Annotated in this window: 17 protein-coding genes and 1 pseudogene; 12 read left to right on the top strand and 6 right to left on the bottom strand. The window is 61.3% G+C overall.

Annotation, left to right across the window (positions count from 1 at the left end):
- Positions 1-156: 156 nt before the first annotated feature.
- The 3 genes from NMG80_RS03795 to NMG80_RS03785 all read left to right on the top strand — a co-directional run bounded on the left by NMG80_RS03795 (position 157) and on the right by NMG80_RS03785 (position 1,768).
- Positions 157-978, top strand: coding sequence for an SIR2 family NAD-dependent protein deacylase (locus NMG80_RS03795; protein WP_254016901.1), 822 nt, complete (start codon positions 157-159; stop codon positions 976-978).
- Between the two features lie 85 nt (positions 979-1,063).
- Positions 1,064-1,312, top strand: coding sequence for a hypothetical protein (locus NMG80_RS03790; protein ID WP_254016900.1), 249 nt, complete (start codon positions 1,064-1,066; stop codon positions 1,310-1,312).
- Positions 1,313-1,453: 141 nt separating this feature from the next.
- Positions 1,454-1,768, top strand: coding sequence for a hypothetical protein (locus tag NMG80_RS03785; RefSeq protein ID WP_254016899.1), 315 nt, complete (start codon positions 1,454-1,456; stop codon positions 1,766-1,768).
- 13 nt (positions 1,769-1,781) lie between these two features.
- Here the strand turns inward: NMG80_RS03785 and NMG80_RS03780 are convergent, their stop codons facing one another.
- Complete coding sequence (locus tag NMG80_RS03780) at positions 1,782-3,527, bottom strand: thiamine pyrophosphate-dependent enzyme (protein WP_254016898.1); 1,746 nt, start codon at positions 3,525-3,527, stop codon at positions 1,782-1,784.
- A 391-nt stretch (positions 3,528-3,918) separates the two neighbouring features.
- Between NMG80_RS03780 and NMG80_RS03775 the strand changes: the two genes are divergently transcribed.
- Positions 3,919-4,164 carry a hypothetical protein gene (locus NMG80_RS03775; RefSeq protein WP_254016897.1) on the top strand — a complete coding sequence of 82 codons (246 nt, stop codon included), beginning with the start codon at positions 3,919-3,921 and terminating at the stop codon, positions 4,162-4,164.
- Positions 4,165-4,270: 106 nt separating this feature from the next.
- Here NMG80_RS03775 and NMG80_RS37735 read toward each other — a convergent pair whose 3' ends face one another.
- Both NMG80_RS37735 and NMG80_RS03765 read right to left on the bottom strand, forming a co-directional pair.
- Positions 4,271-4,486, bottom strand: a complete 216-nt coding sequence (locus NMG80_RS37735) for a hypothetical protein (protein ID WP_436798539.1) — start codon at positions 4,484-4,486, stop codon at positions 4,271-4,273.
- Positions 4,487-4,516: 30 nt separating this feature from the next.
- Positions 4,517-5,206 carry a phosphoribosyltransferase gene (locus tag NMG80_RS03765; protein WP_254016895.1) on the bottom strand — a complete coding sequence of 230 codons (690 nt, stop codon included), beginning with the start codon at positions 5,204-5,206 and terminating at the stop codon, positions 4,517-4,519.
- Between the two features lie 301 nt (positions 5,207-5,507).
- Between NMG80_RS03765 and ku (NMG80_RS03760) the strand changes: the two genes are divergently transcribed.
- Complete coding sequence (gene ku / locus NMG80_RS03760; protein WP_123149539.1) at positions 5,508-6,311, top strand: non-homologous end joining protein Ku; 804 nt, start codon at positions 5,508-5,510, stop codon at positions 6,309-6,311.
- Positions 6,312-6,347: 36 nt separating this feature from the next.
- On the top strand, positions 6,348-7,361 hold the full coding sequence (locus NMG80_RS03755) for an ATP-dependent DNA ligase (protein WP_254016894.1): 1,014 nt from the start codon (positions 6,348-6,350) through the stop codon (positions 7,359-7,361).
- A 39-nt stretch (positions 7,362-7,400) separates the two neighbouring features.
- Here NMG80_RS03755 and ligD read toward each other — a convergent pair whose 3' ends face one another.
- Together ligD and ku (NMG80_RS03745) are read right to left on the bottom strand one after the other, a co-directional pair.
- On the bottom strand, positions 7,401-9,950 hold the full coding sequence (gene ligD / locus NMG80_RS03750; RefSeq protein ID WP_254016893.1) for a DNA ligase D: 2,550 nt from the start codon (positions 9,948-9,950) through the stop codon (positions 7,401-7,403).
- 3 nt (positions 9,951-9,953) lie between these two features.
- On the bottom strand, positions 9,954-10,823 hold the full coding sequence (gene ku / locus NMG80_RS03745; RefSeq protein WP_254016892.1) for a non-homologous end joining protein Ku: 870 nt from the start codon (positions 10,821-10,823) through the stop codon (positions 9,954-9,956).
- 188 nt (positions 10,824-11,011) lie between these two features.
- On the opposite strand from ku (NMG80_RS03745), the gene NMG80_RS03740 reads away from it, so the two are divergent.
- Complete coding sequence (locus NMG80_RS03740) at positions 11,012-11,224, top strand: hypothetical protein (protein ID WP_254016891.1); 213 nt, start codon at positions 11,012-11,014, stop codon at positions 11,222-11,224.
- Between the two features lie 60 nt (positions 11,225-11,284).
- On the opposite strand, the gene NMG80_RS03735 is transcribed toward NMG80_RS03740, so the two are convergent.
- Positions 11,285-11,500 carry a KTSC domain-containing protein gene (locus NMG80_RS03735; RefSeq protein ID WP_254016890.1) on the bottom strand — a complete coding sequence of 72 codons (216 nt, stop codon included), beginning with the start codon at positions 11,498-11,500 and terminating at the stop codon, positions 11,285-11,287.
- Positions 11,501-11,638: 138 nt separating this feature from the next.
- On the opposite strand from NMG80_RS03735, the gene NMG80_RS03730 reads away from it, so the two are divergent.
- The 5 genes and pseudogenes from NMG80_RS03730 (at position 11,639) to NMG80_RS03715 (ending at position 15,737) form a co-directional block, all read left to right on the top strand.
- Entirely contained in the window at positions 11,639-12,277 is a 639-nt protein-coding gene (locus NMG80_RS03730; RefSeq protein ID WP_254016889.1) for an alpha-ketoglutarate-dependent dioxygenase AlkB, read from the top strand.
- Positions 12,278-12,281: 4 nt separating this feature from the next.
- Positions 12,282-12,719 carry a GFA family protein gene (locus tag NMG80_RS03725; protein WP_254016888.1) on the top strand — a complete coding sequence of 146 codons (438 nt, stop codon included), beginning with the start codon at positions 12,282-12,284 and terminating at the stop codon, positions 12,717-12,719.
- 153 nt (positions 12,720-12,872) lie between these two features.
- Entirely contained in the window at positions 12,873-14,147 is a 1,275-nt protein-coding gene (locus NMG80_RS03720) for a DUF763 domain-containing protein (protein ID WP_254016887.1), read from the top strand.
- A 1,036-nt stretch (positions 14,148-15,183) separates the two neighbouring features.
- Positions 15,184-15,345, top strand: a pseudogene (locus NMG80_RS36980) (transposase domain-containing protein); the annotation flags it as partial.
- Positions 15,346-15,470: 125 nt separating this feature from the next.
- Complete coding sequence (locus NMG80_RS03715; RefSeq protein WP_023680946.1) at positions 15,471-15,737, top strand: hypothetical protein; 267 nt, start codon at positions 15,471-15,473, stop codon at positions 15,735-15,737.
- Positions 15,738-16,050: the final 313 nt, after the last annotated feature.

Raw genomic sequence — 16,050 nt, 5'->3', positions numbered from 1 at the left:
TCTGCCTCAGGGGTTCCAGTCTGCGCCGCATTTGCTGAACACACCCGATTTCTGAACAGGCCCGATTTTCTGAACAGAATTGGCGCTGATCCTGCTTCTCCGGAACAGAGGGCGCCTTTCGCAGTTGTGTTTGGATCATTGCCTGGTGAGTTGGCCATGCCGTCTGCACTTGAGCAACTGGCTCAATCCGTGAAAGAGCGACGAGCGATCTTGTTCGTTGGGGCGGGGGTGTCGATGAGCGTCGGCCTGCCATCCTGGGAGAAGCTCATCGAGCATATGGTGGATGAACTCGGGCTCGATCGAGACGAGGTCGACAGGCCTGAGTCCAGTTACCAGGCTCTTGCGGAATATTACCGGCTGAAGCATGGCAGTCTCGGCCCCTTGCGCAGTTGGATGGATCGCGAATGGAGCGTCTCGCGGGAAAAAGTCAGGGGATCGGCGATCCACAAGCTGATCGTGTCACTCGATTTCCCGATCATCTACACCACCAACTATGATCGAAACCTTGAGGTTGCGTTCGAGGTCCACGACCGCGCGTTCGTAAAAGTGGCCAATGCCAAGGATATCGCCAAGGTGAACGGCGAGGTTACCCAGATCATCAAATACCACGGCGATTTCGACGACGATGCATCGCTGGTTCTGGCGGAGTCCGACTATTTCGAGCGGCTCTCGTTCGAATCACCATTGGACGTGAAGTTTCGCGCCGACGCACTGGGGCGCACCGTCCTGTTCATCGGCTACAGCATGTCAGACATGAACATCCGTCTGTTGCTGTATCGGCTTTGGGAAACCTGGCGCCGGTCCGGTTATGAAAAGAATCGTCCGAAATCGTTCGTCTTCATGCCGCAGCCGAGCGTCGTCCAGGAAGCGGTTCTCGGACGGTGGGGTATCGACATGCTAACCGAGGAGGCCGATCGGCCCGAGGATGCTCTGGTGGCATTCCTGAGCGAGCTCAAGGACGCGACGGACCAGGCTTAGCGCGTATACGTTCGGCCGGCCGGGAACATTGTCGATCGTTGCGACGTTCATAGCCGCGAAGGGATGCTGTTTGCGGAGGCGTATAATGGGCCAGTTCCAAATGATCGATCTCGTTTCCGTCATCGAAGCCTGCACCACCGACCGCGCCGCAGGGCGATTGGTGTCGATGGCCAAAGCCGTCGAAGAGTTGCGGGTGCTGACCGGTGATTTCATCTCGCCGGACGAAGTCGTGGCCAACGCCCTTTCGCCGGTGGCGTGGGAGCGCGGCTGCGCGGTCCTTTTCGACGAGCAGCCGGGCGCCGATATTCTGCACGCGCCATGGCAAGATGCCTGACTGAGGACGCCTGAGCGTGCCGAATATCGAGAGCCGCGCCGGCCGGGCGCTGCACGCATCGCATATGCCGCCGTCGGAAGCGCTGGCGGCGGTACCGCAACAGGAGTGTTTAACCACAATCCGTGAAACCGGAGAAATGCTATGAGCAAAAACGAGACCCGTTACGAACATGGCGCGACCAAGTACCCGGCCAAGAAAGATGCGGACGCGTCGGACCAATTCTCCCAGGAGGCGGCCGCCAACAAGAAGCCTGCCGGTGGGATGGGGCTGACACGGTCAAGCAACGAGGTGGAGGACAAAACCCATCAGTCCGAAGGGCAGAACCCGCCCAGGCAGTCCACGCCCAGTGCAGCGACCGAAAAGACATCCGGCGCCGGTCCGTCGATCGCCGAGCGTTCCAAGGACGCCAAGGCTCCGAAGAGCGGCCGCCAGCCAGGCGCCTACGTCAAGGACTAACCGGCCAGGGAACTCAGCCCATCATCGTCTTCAGCGGCTCCCGAGCGAGGTTTGCTTCGATCTCCTTGCGGCCCGGCGTTTCCCGCAGGGCTGTGAGCATGTTCTTGCGATATTCGTCCGGCATGCGCGGCGGCAGCATAGGTTCATACGCGTCGACGACCGCCTCTATGATCACCGGGCCTTCCGCGGCAAACGCGGCATCAAGAACCCCATCGACGTCCTCAGGCCGGGTGACGCTGTAGCCGATGCCCCCCATAGCTTCAGCGGCCAGGGCGAAATCGATCGGCTGGAGTTCGCAGGCAAACTGCGGGTTGCCGAGGAACATCATCTGCTCCCAGGCGATCTGGTTGAGCATGTTGTTCTTGATCACCAGAAGCTTGAGCGGAATCCTGTAACGCACGGCTGTCGAAAATTCGCCAAGCTGCATCGCCAGCCCGCCATCGCCCACAACCGCGAAAACCGGCCGGCCCGGGAAGGCGATCCCGCCGGCAATCGCATAGGGCAGCCCGCAGGCCATCGATGCCAGCGAGCCCGAGACGGCGAAATCCTGTCCTGCCTTGATATCGATATGACGGGCGGCAAGTTCGGTGTTTTGGCCGCAATCGCTGGCCAGGATCGCATTGGCCGGCATTCGGTCGCCGAATGCCTTGACGACGCGTTGCGGCTTGAGCGGCACGTCGTCCCTGCTTTCCGCCTCGGCCATCATCTTGCGCCAGCGCTGTAGGCTCTGCTGCGCATCTTCGAGAAAGGCTCTGTCCTGCTTCGGCTTCAGCCTTTCATTGAGCAATTGCAGCGTGATGGCCGCATCGCCGACGAGACCGGCCTCGACCGGATGGCGAAGGCCGATGCGCTGCGCATTGCGGTCGATCTGCACGCCGCGCGCCTTGCCCGGCTTGGGATAGTATTCGATGTAAGGGAAGGTTGAGCCGACGATCAGCAGCGCCTCGCATTCCTCCATGATCTCCTGCGAGGCCAGCGAGCCCAATATTCCTATTCCGCCCATGACGTGCGGGTGATCGTCCGGCAGAACGCCTTTTCCGAGCAAAGCCTTGGCGACGGGTGCGGCGAGGAGGTCCGCCGTCCTCTCGAGTTCCGTCTTCGCATGCAGCGCACCGCGCCCGGCAAGTATTGCCACCTTTGATGCTGTGTTGAGGATGTCAGCTGCAAGAGCAAGCTGGGCTTCGTCGGGTCGTTTGTCCCCTTCGAACCACCGTTCGGGCGTGTGTCTTGGAAGGTTGCGGGGCGAGCGCTTTGCCGACGTCTGTTCCTGCACGTCGCTGGCTATCGAGAGATGGGAGACGCCACGTCCCGCAAGCGCGGAACGACAGGCCAGCCCGGCAACGTTTTCCATATGCGCTGCGTCGCTCACTTGCGTGTTGAAGATGGCGACGTCGCTGAAAACGCGGGTGAGATCGACATCCTGCTGCGTGAACGTCTCGATCAAGTCGTGAAATTGCATGCCGGTTATGGCAAGCACCGGCGCCTGGTCGAGCTTTGCGTCGTAGAGGCCGGTGAGCAGGTGAGTGCCTCCTGGCCCTGAGGTGGCGAGGCAGACACCGAGCTTGCCGGTCCATTTGGCATAGGCCGTCGCCATGAAAGCCGCGGATTCCTCATGCCGCACCTGAACGAAGCGTATTTTGTCCTGCCTTGTGCGCAGCGCCTCCATGATGCCGTTTATGCCGTCCCCCGGCAGGCCGAAGATCACGCGCACGTCCCAGGCGATCAATGTGTCGACAAGGATCTCGGCAGTGTTGGGCATGGTTGCCTCCTGTGTGTGTTTTGTCCCGGGCCTGCAGCTTTACGCTCTCTCGCTTCGGCGTAGGGCTCAGAGGTGGACATAGGCGATCAGTCGCCGAACGACGGAGATGTCCTGATGTTCCATCGGAACACCGCGAGGAGAAAGACCGACGGATCATGGCAGATGCGGATGAGCAGCCCGGAGTCGATAGCGATGGACGGTTATTCGGCCGCCATCTCGGAACGATCCCGCCGCCCTGCCATTATCGCCATAAGGACAGGCTCAGATCGTGGTGGCCCACGATTGGTCCCGCTTCGGCAAGGACCGTTGCCACCTGCAACACCGGGACGTCGACGATTGCCGCCAGCGATCTGGGCCTCAAATCGAACGCAAGGTACCTTGGAGGAAACCAATGGTTGGACGCAGAACCCATGAGCAGCAATTGCGCATCATTGAAAAGCGGGAGAACACGAAGGGGGCCGGCAAGGATTTCGACGCAGACGCTGACCTGAAGCGATCAGCAGCGGAACGTGAAGCGCTGCGCAAGGGGTCGGAAATCAGGTCCAAGACACCCGACCTCGTTGACCCTGACGGTCGCAACATCCTTCGCGGAGAAAATCAGGAGAGCGTTCATCACAAGAACCGTCCCGACGACTAAGAATTGGAGCAGGCCCATGGCAAAAGGTGGCAAGAAGCACATCGGAGCGGGTGCACGGGGAAAGGGTTCTGGTACAGGCGCCAGGACCACGACCCCAAAGGACAAGCTAGAAGAAAACAAAGTCCTGTCCAACCGCGACAAGGCTCAGCATACGAAGGAACGCGGTCTGGATTCCAAGCAGATCGCAACTGAGCAGCGCCAGGATCACGCTGCCAATCGTTTGCGCGACTGAAGGCTCGCCCGCCGCTGGGGCGCGGTCTGGCCGGTAGAGAAAGATATCGCCGCGTTCGACGATCTCCATCCGTCGGCCCTTGCCAGCCATGGCGTGCCCCATCGGCTGTCGGCGAACGGGCTAGCCGGCAGATCGCATCGACGATTTGCTCTCGAACTGCTCTGCCTCGCGCAGCAGCCGGACCACCTCTGCGTCGGTGGTCTGCGCGAAATCCTCATAATACTGGCTCACGGCTCCAAACGGCTCGGGCGTGGCGAGACAGACCACTTCGTTCACATCGGTTTTGATAAGGTCCAGCGTGTCCTGGGGTGCGACCGGAACGGCCAGGACGACATGCGCGGCCCGATCCTTCCTTAGCGCCTTGAGCGCCACTCTGACCGTGCCTCCGGTCGCAATGCCGTCATCGACGACGATAACGGTCCGGCCCAGGACCGAAGCCGCAGGCCGGCTGCCGAGATAGAGGGTTCTGCGGCGCTCTATTTCGAGCAGTTGCCGCCGCTTCTCTGCTTCGACGTATTCGTCTGACGGCTGGACCAAAGCCATCGCCTCCTCGTTGAGGACGAGCTGCGGATTTTCCCCGTCGACGACCGCGCCGATGCCATATTCGGAATGGCCCGGCGCGCCGATCTTGCGCACAAGCAGCACGTCGAGCCGGGCACGGAGTGCCTTCGCCACTTCGAAGCCAACCGGCACGCCGCCGCGCGGCAGCGCCAGCACCAGTGGATCGGTTGCCGGGAACCTGGTCAAAGCGGCGGCAAGCTGGCGCCCCGCATCCGTTCGATCTTTGAATCTCAAGGCGTCAAAGCTCATGGTTTTCACCCTTTTGACCCTGGCATCGCGCTGCTCAGGCCCGGATTGTCGAAAACACCCCGGCCGGTCGCACTCCTCGACCAAAATTCCTTGCCGGCGAAACGACGATCGGAGGCAATTGTTTCGTCTCACCTTGGTAAAATTTGCCGAACCATGCGATTGGCCCCCGGTTCTGCTGCTGGCCCGGAGGGCCACTCAGGCAAAGAGCGTATGCCGTGGGCCAGGCGCGCGCCAAAAACGCTGCTGGAACAATCGATCGCCCTGATGCGTTCGACTGTTTTACTCCTGTCGGGAGTGCTCGATGGCGCCACGCCCTTTCTGGAAAGGCTATCTGAAGCTTTCGCTGGTGACCTGCCCGGTCGCGATGACGCCCGCTACCACCGAGAGCGAAAAGGTCCGGTTTCATACGCTCAATCGCAAGAGCGGGCATCGGGTGGTCAGCCAATATGTTGACGCCGTCAGCGGCAAGCCCGTTGCTGAAGACGACGAAGTCAAGGGCTATCAGCGCGGCGAGGACGAATACGTCCTGCTCGAGGACGATGAGATCGACGCAGTCGCGCTGGAGAGCACGCGTACCATCGACATCGACATGTTCGTCGATGCCGACAGCATCGGCTGGATCTGGTACGACAAGCCCCACTATCTCACTCCCGACGATCCGGTCGGGGAGGAGGCATTTTCGGTCATTCGCGACGCGATGCAGTCGACAGGGACAGTCGGAATATCGCGACTGGTCATGTACCGCCGCGAGCGCGCCGTCATGCTCGAACCGCGAGGCAAGGGCATCGTGCTGTGGACCCTGCGCTATGGCGATGAGGTTCGCGATCCCGAGGATTATTTCGGCAAGATCGAAGACGCCAAACCCGACCCAAAACTGATGGATATGGTCTCGACCTTGATCGATGAGCGGACCAGGCAGTGGGATCCCGCCATGACCGGAGATCCCGTCCAGGCGCGGCTGCTGGAGATCATTGCCTCGAAGAAGAAGGGCAAGAAGGGTCCGGCCAAGGCGAAGGCCAAGGCCGAGCAACCGCCCAGCAACGTGATCAACATCATGGATGCGTTGCGCAAGAGCATCGGCTCGGAGGCCGGAAAGCGAAAATAGGCGCACGCAGTTGCTCGGGAGGATAAAGGCAGCACAATGAAGGTCATCCCCCGCAACGGCGGGTTCGCCCTGCCGCTCGATACGCCTCCAATGGAAGCCAAGGCCGCTGATGCGATTCCCGAAGGAGACGGATGGCAATACGAGCGCAAATGGGACGGTTTTCGCTGCCTGGCATTCCGGCAGGATGATGCGGTGGAGTTGCGCGCAAAGTCAGGCAAGCCGCTCGGACGCTATTTTCCCGAACTCGTCGCGACATTGAAGGAACTACCGTCGCGCCGTTTTGTCGTCGACGGTGAAATCGTCATCTCGGTCGATGGCAAGTTTTCGTTCGACGCGCTCCAGATGCGGCTTCATCCCGCCGAGAGCAGGATCCGCAAGTTGTCCGCCGAAACCCCGGCGCACATCGTCCTGTTCGACATGCTCTGCGATGAGCACGGAACCGTCTGGTTGGCGCGGACCCTGAAAAAACGGCGAGTGATACTTGAGGCTTTCGTCGCTTCGGCAAACCGCAGGAACATCGTGCTTTCGCACTGTACGCGCGATCTGAACGAAGCCCGCTCCTGGTTAACTGATGCCGGACTCGGGGAGACGGACGGCGTGGTCGCCAAGCGGCTGGACGGTCCGTACCAACCGGGGGTGCGCGCGATGGTGAAGGTAAAGCGGCTGCGGTCGGCCGATTGCGTGGTCGGCGGCTTTCGCTATCTCAGCAACAGCCCGCAGGTCGGCTCTCTGTTGCTGGGTCTCTATAACGAGGCCGGCAAGCTCGATCACGTCGGTTTCACCTCGACCATTGCCAAGGACAACAGGGCCGAGCTTACCCGCAAACTCGAAGCGATGCGCGAGCCCCCCGGCTTTACCGGAAAGGCGCCGGGCGGGCCGAGCCGCTGGAGCACCGAGCGCAGCGGCGAATGGGAGCCGGTCCGGCCCGAACTGGTGGTCGAAGTACGCTTCGATCATGTCACCGGCGACCGTTTCCGGCATGGCACCAAGTTCCTGCGCTGGCGGCCGGACAAGGCACCGGAGCAATGCACGTTTGAGCAGATCGCCTGAGCCACTTCGGGATGCATGGGCGCATTCGTGACGTGGTCCTCAAGCCGCTTTCTTGCGCCGGTTCGCACGATCTTCGATCGGCGCTGCGGCAGCTCGGAAATCCTGCCAGGGATCCGACGACAGCGAGGCAAGCCGGGTCGGCGTGTTCTCGACGGTAAAATAGGCCGGTCCGATGCCGGGGCCGAGCTCGTCCCAGGCAAGCGGCATCGAGACCGCCGCACCCGGTCGTGCTCGTGTCGAATAGGGTGCGACCGCGGTCGCACCGCGCTGGTTGCGCAGATAGTCGACGAGGATTTTTCCGCGCCGTTTGGATTTGGTGATGGTCGAGACGTAGCGGTTGGGACTGTCGGCGGCCATGGAGTCGGCTATCGCCTTGGTAAACGCCTTTACAACAGGCCATTCCGCTTTCGGCTTCAACGGCGCCACGACGTGCAGACCCTTGCCGCCGGAGGTCTTGATGAAGGCGACAAGCCCTGCATCCTTCAGCCGGTCGCGGGTCTCGACGGCGGCTTCGGTCACCGCCTCCCAGCTCACGCCTTCGCCGGGATCGAGGTCCATGATGATCGTGTCCGGACGCTCCCAATCGCTCACCATCGAGCCCCAGGGGTGGATCTCCAGCGCCGCCGACTGGACGAGACCGATCAGCCCATCGAGATCATTGATGCTGATCAGTCGCTCGTCGGGCGGATCCTTGGGGTCGTGGACCAGCACGATGTTTGGATTGAGCCCCTTCCAGGCATGCTTCTGGAAGAATTGCTCGCCCGAAATCCCGTTGGGACATCGCACCAGCGCCAGCGCCCGGCCGACGATGTAGGGCGACGCATAGCGCCAGACCTCGGCATAATAGTCGGCGAGACCTTCCTTGGTCACGCCCTCGTCCGGCCAGTAAAGGCGGTCGGGATGGGTGAGCTTGACGGTCCGGCGCTGAGGTTGGGGCGCTGCCTTGCTCGTCTTAGGCGTCTCGCGCACGATCTCCTTCGCCGGCTTGTCTTCGCGCAATCCGCGGAACGAGGCGTGGCGTAGATTGCCGTCGGCGGTCCACGCCCGGAACTCGACTTCGGCGACGAGTTCCGGCCTGACATAGCGGACTTGCCGAGCCTCTTCGGCGGCCAGCCGTTCGTCGAACGGGCTTGACGGAACGCGTATTCGCTCGAGCTTCTTGAAGAGGCTCTCGGCAACCGCCGCCGTGTAGCCGGTGCCGACGCGCCCGACATGATGAAGCTTGCCGTCGTCATAGACACCCAGGACAAGCGAACCGATCGCCTTGCGCGACGTTGTCGAGGGGACATAGCCGGCCACGACAAATTCCTGCCGTGCCGAGCATTTCGACTTCACCCAGTTCTTGCTGCGGCCAGAGCGGTAAGGCGCATCGCGAAGCTTGGAGACAATGCCTTCCAGGCTCAGCCGACAGGCGTGTCGCAGCACCAGCGCGCCATCCTCCTCAAAATGGCCGCTGTAGCTGATGATGCCGCTGTCACTGCCGATGATCTTTTCCAACAATTCCTTGCGCTTGATCAGCGCAACGTCGCGCAGATCGGATCCGTCGAGATGAAGCAGGTCGAAAACGTAGAAGCGAAAGCGATCACTGCGGCCCTCGCTGAGATCGGCTTGCAGCGCGGAAAAATCCGATGCGCCGGCTGACGTCTCGACCACGAGCTCACTGTCGATCAGCGCCGTCCCGACCGGGATATCGGCCAGCGCCGAAACGACCGCCTTGCCGAATTTCTTCGTCCAGTCGAGACCGCTCCGCGTCAACAGTTTGACGCGGCCGGCTTCGATCCTGGCCTGCAGCCGGTAACCGTCGAATTTGATCTCGTGCAGCCAGCGCTCGCCCGACGGCGCTGACGAGACCAGGGTTGCCAGCGTCGGCTCGACGAAATCGGGAAGCGCCGCCTTCTTGGCGCCCTTGATCTTTGACGGTTCGGGAACGCTGACAGTGGAGGGAGGCTCTTCCGCTGGAGTTGGCCTGGTGCTGCCGCCGCGGCGCTTGCGAATGCGCCCTGTCTTGGACGACCAGCCGGGCTCTTCGCCGGCGACGTCCTCGATCTTGCGGCCGGTCGCGACGGATTCCGGCCGCTCGTCCAGAATGTCGGGATCACCTTCGGTGCGCGCGGCGTCATCGTCGCCTTTGATCAGCAGCCAGTTCTCGCGCTTCTCCCGCGGCTTTCCGGCCATGCGCACAAGATGCCAGCGGCCGCCAAGCTTCTCGCCGTGAAGTTCGAAATCGAGATGGCCTTTCGCATAGCCGCGATGCGCGTCGCCGATCGGCGTCCAAGTACCTCTGTCCCAAAGGAGGACGGTGCCGCCGCCATACTCGCCCTTCGGAATGGTGCCTTCGAAACCGCCATATTCCAGAGGATGGTCCTCGACGTGGACGGCAAGGCGCTTCTCGCCGGGGATCAGGCTCGGCCCTTTTGTGACGGCCCAGCTCTTGAGGACGCCGTCCATTTCGAGACGAAAATCATAATGGAGCCGGGTGGCATCGTGCTTCTGTACGACGAAGCTGTTGCCGGTCCTGGGCGCCCTGCGTCCCTGCGGCTCCGGGGTAACGGAAAAATTGCGCTTCTTGCGGTAGGTCTCGAGCGCCATCGGTCAGCCGGCCTTCCGACGCGGCGCTGTCTGCTTCGCCTTGGCATGGCGCGCTGGCTTTGACTTTGCCGCGGGCTTTCTTGTCGAGGGCTGCCTGCCGCCAACGCCGGCACTCTGGCGCAGCGCATCCATGAGATTGACGACCTTCTCCCGCTTGGCCGGCTTCGGAACGGCGATCTTCCTGCCTTCGAGCTTTGCCTTCACAAGCTCGGCGAGCGCCGCCTCGTAACGGTCGTCGAATTTGGTCGGATCGAATTTGCCTTTCTTGGTCTTGATGATGTGTTCGGCCAGTTCGAGCATCTCGCCCTCGATCTTCATATCGGGGATGTTGTCGAAAGCCTCCTCCGCCGAGCGCACCTCGTAATCGAAATTCAGCGTCGTTGCGACCAGGCCTTCGTCATAGGCGCGGACGAGCAGGGTCCGGACGCGCCGGAACAGCACGGTCTGGGCGATCGCGGCGACCTTCTTCCTGCGCATGCCCTCGCGGATCAGCCCAAACGCTTCTTCCGCGTGTTTGTCCGACGGGGCCAGGTAATAGGGCTTGTCGAAATACACATCGTCGACATCGGCACAGCCGATGAAGGCCGAGACCGACAGCGTCTTGTCGCTCTCGGGAACAGCGGCCGCGACCTCATCGGGTTCGAGCACGACGTACTCACCCGAGCCGATCTCATAGCCTTTGACCTGATCGTCCTTCTCCACCGGCTTGCCGCTGTCGCTGTCGACGAAAGCGCGATGCACCCTGTGGCCCGAGGCGCGGTTTATCGTGTGGAAGGCGATCCGCTCGGAGGTCGAGGCAGCCGTATAAAGCGCCACCGGGCAGCTGAGTTCTCCGATTTTCAGAAAACCCTTCCAATTTGCTCTCGGCGCCAAGACGAGCCTCACTGTCACAAGCATTGCACAGGAAATGCAACGTGGCGACGCCGAGATTTGTTCCTTGGCACCTGCGCGGCGATGATCAGAAGGGTCCTGGGCCAGCAGACAGCCGTTCCGCTGCAACCAAATTCACCACCCGCCGTTGTCGAGCAGCAAGGGAGCGGTAGGCCATGACGGGACTATCAATGACGAGACTATCATTTTTGTCGGCCCTGGCGACGGCGCTGGCTTTGGCTGCTTGCAGCAACGACCCCGAGCCGACACAGGGCAGCACCAGCAGCACTGAACCGACACAGAGCAACACCAACACCGTCGACCAAAATCCCGAGGTCGACAAGGATCCGACGCCGAAGACGACTACGGGCGGCGATCAACCCGGAACGCCGCCGGCGCAATGAGAATCGGGCAGGCCGACTGGATTCTCCCGGATGCATTACGGGCGACAAGGGCAAAAGATCTCACCCCGACTGGCTCTGCTCGACCAGATGATAGCTATACCGGTCTCGAATGAACGCGTTGAAAAACCGGCCTTTTGACGAGGCCTTGCGGAATGCCGCATAAGCCTGCGGCGGCACGTCGTCGAAATCGTAGCGATTTCCGCTTGGGACAAACCATACGGAGAGGGTCCTCGTCGCCGGATCGTAATTGATGCTTTGGATAACAGTTGAAGGCATTTCCCAACACTCGACGCGCCTGGGCAATAACCCGCCCCGGCAATCTGGGTTCCGTCTCGCGCATGTGGAGGCGATGATCCGGCCGGCCCGTCGCCTCAAGGCCTTGCCGCCAGCGGCCAACTTCACCAATTAGGATTGATGCCATCGCTCAAAACCAGGCAGCCGGGATTCGCCGGACAAGGCGACCTGTTTCGCGCGCCCGACTTTCACGCACGTGACGACTTGCCGGAAGGATTTTGCTACCAGCCGGAGCTGATCACGGCGGAGGAAGAGGCCAAACTGGCGCGGCAGCTCGAAAGTCTCGCCTTCCAGCCTTTCGACTTTCATGGCCATCTCGCTAACCGGCGCGTCGCCGGTTTTGGGCTCCGCTATGATTTCGACCAGCGCAAAGTCGTCGAGGCGCCGCCTGTCCCTGCTTTTCTGATGCCGCTCAGGGACAAGGTGGCGGCATTTGCGCGGCTGCCCGCCGACGCATTCGTGCACGTCTTGATCAACGAGTACCGGCTCGGTGCTGGTATCGGCTGGCATCGCGACAAGCCTCAGTTCGATGCCGTGGCCGGCGTTTCTCTTCTTGCGCCATGCAGCTTTCGGCTCCGCCGGAAGAACGGCAAGAGATGGGATCGCGAGACCATCACCCTCGAGCCAAGGTCGGCTTACCTGATGACGGGCCCGGCGCGCACCGAATGGCAGCACAGCATCCCGCCGGTTGCCGCGCACCGCTATTCCATCACCCTGCGGACCCTGCACCCGCAAGGGTCGCCTCGATCAAAGCGATAGTTCGATGACCAGGATCGAAACTGGCTCCTGTTTTTGCGGTTCGATAAGTGCGGAGATGCACGGCGACCCGTTCTGGATCTGCTCTGATCACGATGATGATTGTCGCAAGGCGATAGGCAGCCCGCTGACCGTCTGGGTCGGCTATCGACCGACCCAATTCAGATTGCTCACCGGCGCGCCAAAAAAATTCTCAAGGACCCGAGGCGTGCTTCGCACCTTCTGCGCCGATTGCGGGACATCCATAGCCTATCTCGACCAGGGGCTTCCCGAGGAACTCTATCTGACGATCGGCTTCTTCGACCACCCAGAACGCTTTGCGCCGCAGGCTCATGCCTATTGGGACATGAAGCTGCCGTGGGTGGAATTTCGTGACGATCTGCCGCGTGTGGGAAGATATTCAAGGCGGCGCGATCCGGCGGTCGGAAATCCGGCCGACCGGTAACCGGCAAAGCCGCCGATGGTACCCGAATGGCCCCAGCTGAATTGAATTGCGATCAGTTTGTAATCCAAACGAACCTGCATCGTCGCTTATCCACGCCGCTTTCGATACCTATCTGTTGAGCGCAAGGCATAGATCGGCAACAGGCGGCAGGATTTGGCAGAACGATCGGGAAGCGCAGACCTTCCACTTCATGGCGGACGCGTGCCGAAATGGCTCGGCGACCGTATGACGCGCCTTGGCGCGGTCATGTGTGAGGCGATCATTCACCACTACGGTCGCGAAGAGCTGCTGCGCCGGCTGGCGCATCCCTTCTGGTTCCAGTCGTTTGGCGCCGTCATGGGAATGGACTGGCATTCCTCCGGCATCACGACCAGCGTCATCGGTGCCCTCAAACGTGGTTTGGCTCCGCTCTCCGGCGAACTCGGTATTCACGTGTGCGGTGGCCGCGGCGCGCATTCACGCAAGACCCCGCAAGAGCTTGCCGCCATCGGCGAACGCGTCGGGTTCGACGGAACTGGCCTGGCAACGGCCAGCCGGCTTGTCGCCAAGGTCGACAGCGCCGCCGTCCAGGACGGCTTCGACCTTTATCTGCATGGCTTTATCGTCACCGATGACGGCGACTGGGTCGTGGTGCAGCAGGGCATGAACGGCGACAGCAAGGTGGCGCGCCGCTACCATTGGCTGTCCGAAGGCCTGAAGAGCTTCGTCGACCAGCCGCATGCCGCCATCGAGGGCGCCAACCAGGGCGAGATCGTCAATCTGACCGACCGCCGCGCCGACGCTTCGCGCAAGGGACAGCTGGAACTCCTGCAGGACCTCGGACCGGATCGCATTCTGAGGGAATTCGCCGCGCTCGAACGTGACGTGGCTGCCGCACCGGAGCCCGACCAGCCAATGCTGCCGCACCTGGTCATGCCGGCGCACCACGACCTTCGCGAAAGCGATGTCGTCATGCGTCGTCTTCATGGCAACATGGCGGCGGCTGCCGAGCGTGGCCCCGCCGATTTCTCCGAACTTCTCCTGGTCCCCGGCGTCGGTGCGCGGACGGTGCGGGCGCTGGCGCTGGTGGCCGAGGTTTTGCATGGCGCGCCATGCCGGTTTTCCGATCCTGGGCGCTTCTCGCTGGCACATGGCGGCAAGGACAGGCATCCATTCCCCGTGCCGCTGAAAGTCTATGACGAGACGATCGGCGTCCTGAAGTCTGCCGTCCACAAGGCCAGGCTCGGTCGCGACGAAGAAATCGGTGCCTTGAAGCGGCTGGACGACCAGTCACGGCAGGTCGAACGCTATGTCACCGGCCCCAGCCTGAAGGAAATCGTTGCCGGAGAGTTCGACCAGTCGCATCTGCTCGGCGGTCGCAGCGTGTTCGGCTGGGAGGCCGCACCCGAGACGCCCGCGGATGCTAAACAAATCAAGCAAAAGGGATAATCGGCCCGAATCGCAATTCAGCGGACCAAGTGGTGAAAATCTGACGCTTGATACCCACAACGAAATACCGATTTCGACCCGAAGACGACCTTGGCGCGCCGGGTCATGAATGGCAGCCCTACGCCCGCAACTGCCCTTTCCGACCCCCGCGCCGGATCCCGATATCTGCCACGCGGGCCCATGCTGTTGTTGTCCGGACTTGACGGCTGGCCCGAGGGCGGCGTTCGCTACTGTTCCGAAACTTAAGGTTCCCGGAGTTTCGCCTATCGCGTAATTGGGGTCGGCTGTCTTAAGAGGGCCGCTGCCCAGGGTGCCTACTTCTTAACGCATTGGCGGACTGGTGCGGCCGAGCAAACTTCGCCCACGCCGCAGTCCAGGTCGCGTGAACAAGGTTTCGGCATTTGCGGTGGCTCCAGCGTGACGAAAGGCGTCCTTGGCTCTTCCCCCGGTCCCGCCGTTCTCGGGAGGAAGGCGCCGGGATCACCGAGCGACTTCACATATCGATAGAATGACCGAATGTCGCTCTCCGGCATGACGCGAACGTTGTACCAAGGCATCGGCGGCAATGTGCGAAGTGTCTTGATGTAGGTTACATACCCGTCTTCGCTAAGGTCTTGCACGCTCCATCTCAGATTGTTTGCATAGGTTGTGCCCCACGGCCCCCGCCAACCTATTGCTTTCCCTCTCAATGCCTTGGTGGGGTCGAGTGCGCCCTCGGCTTCCCTGTAGCCGTCAGTATGGCAGTCGTGACAGCTGCCGATGATGGAAACCAGCCGTCCTCTCTCGACAGACACCTCCTCTGCCGCAAACGCTGCCCCCGATGCTGTCAATATTGCTGAGCTAACCAGGACCTTAATGAAGTGCATGGTACCCTCCTGCGCCCTCACACCGCTCGCTCAAAGCCAATAACAACGTGACTTACCACAATTTTGAAAGTTGGGGTGGGGACAGCAACGGATCGTTGGAGCCATGGGTCCCTAAGAGGCTCCTGGGACACTGTGGACAATCGCAGCACAGCACTACGTTCGACAACTAGGCGCTGCTCGCCTCCATCGTGGCCACCTGCAGACTCAACGACGTCAACCCGGTCGCCTACCTTGCCGAAACCCTCGACGCCATCATTAACGGCCATCCGCAGACCCAGATCGAGGAACTCATGCCCTGGAGATTCCGGAAAACGTCAAGCCCAAATCCATAGGCGATCCGCGAGGCGCTTACGAATAATTGACAGTCCAACCAAAACGGCGCTCCGTGGTTCGACGGGGATGGATCTTGGTACTCTTGGTTGATACCGGCCTTCGCCGTCACGATAGGGAGGATGCAATGCCGACAGTCATTGGCCACCATAACATCACAAAGGGAGCGAAGCACTGGCTCGACTCGCCGAAGCGCAAAGAGCTTTTTGGTCCGCTCGGCGTGACCAACATACGAACATTTGTAGATCCACAAAATCCGACTCGGGTGGCCGTTCTTATGGACGTTCCGGACATGGACGCCATGATGAAAGCTATGCAGAGCAAGGAAGCCGCGGATGCGATGGCCTTCGATGGAGTGGTGCCAGAGTCCTTGGTGATCCTGGTCGAATCGTAAAGGTGATTGCTCCGCTGGCAAGGTTAGAAGGGTTTGGTCAGCGATTGCCGTGCGGTTCCGGTCATTCTGGAAAGCGCCCATTATTGGCCTAGAGCCCGCTGGCCACTGGCTTCAAGAGCGGGCCCTGCGCGCGAGCGCCGACGTTGTTCTCGGTCGCGCCAAGATCAGCCGCTACAGCTTGCGCAACCTAATGCCGGCTCAAGTCCGCAAAGCAACTATTCCGCGCGTTCACGCTGGACTTCCGCTTGCCACCCAAAGCGGTTGTCTAACCTCGGGGACCAGCGTCAGGTTTTCAGTGCGCCAGGAAAGCTGG

Source organism: Mesorhizobium escarrei, assembly GCF_935825525.1.
GTDB classification, from domain to species: Bacteria; Pseudomonadota; Alphaproteobacteria; order Rhizobiales; family Rhizobiaceae; genus Mesorhizobium; species Mesorhizobium escarrei.
Note: the sequence above shows the minus strand (reverse complement) of the source record. Positions and strands in the feature narration are given on the sequence as shown.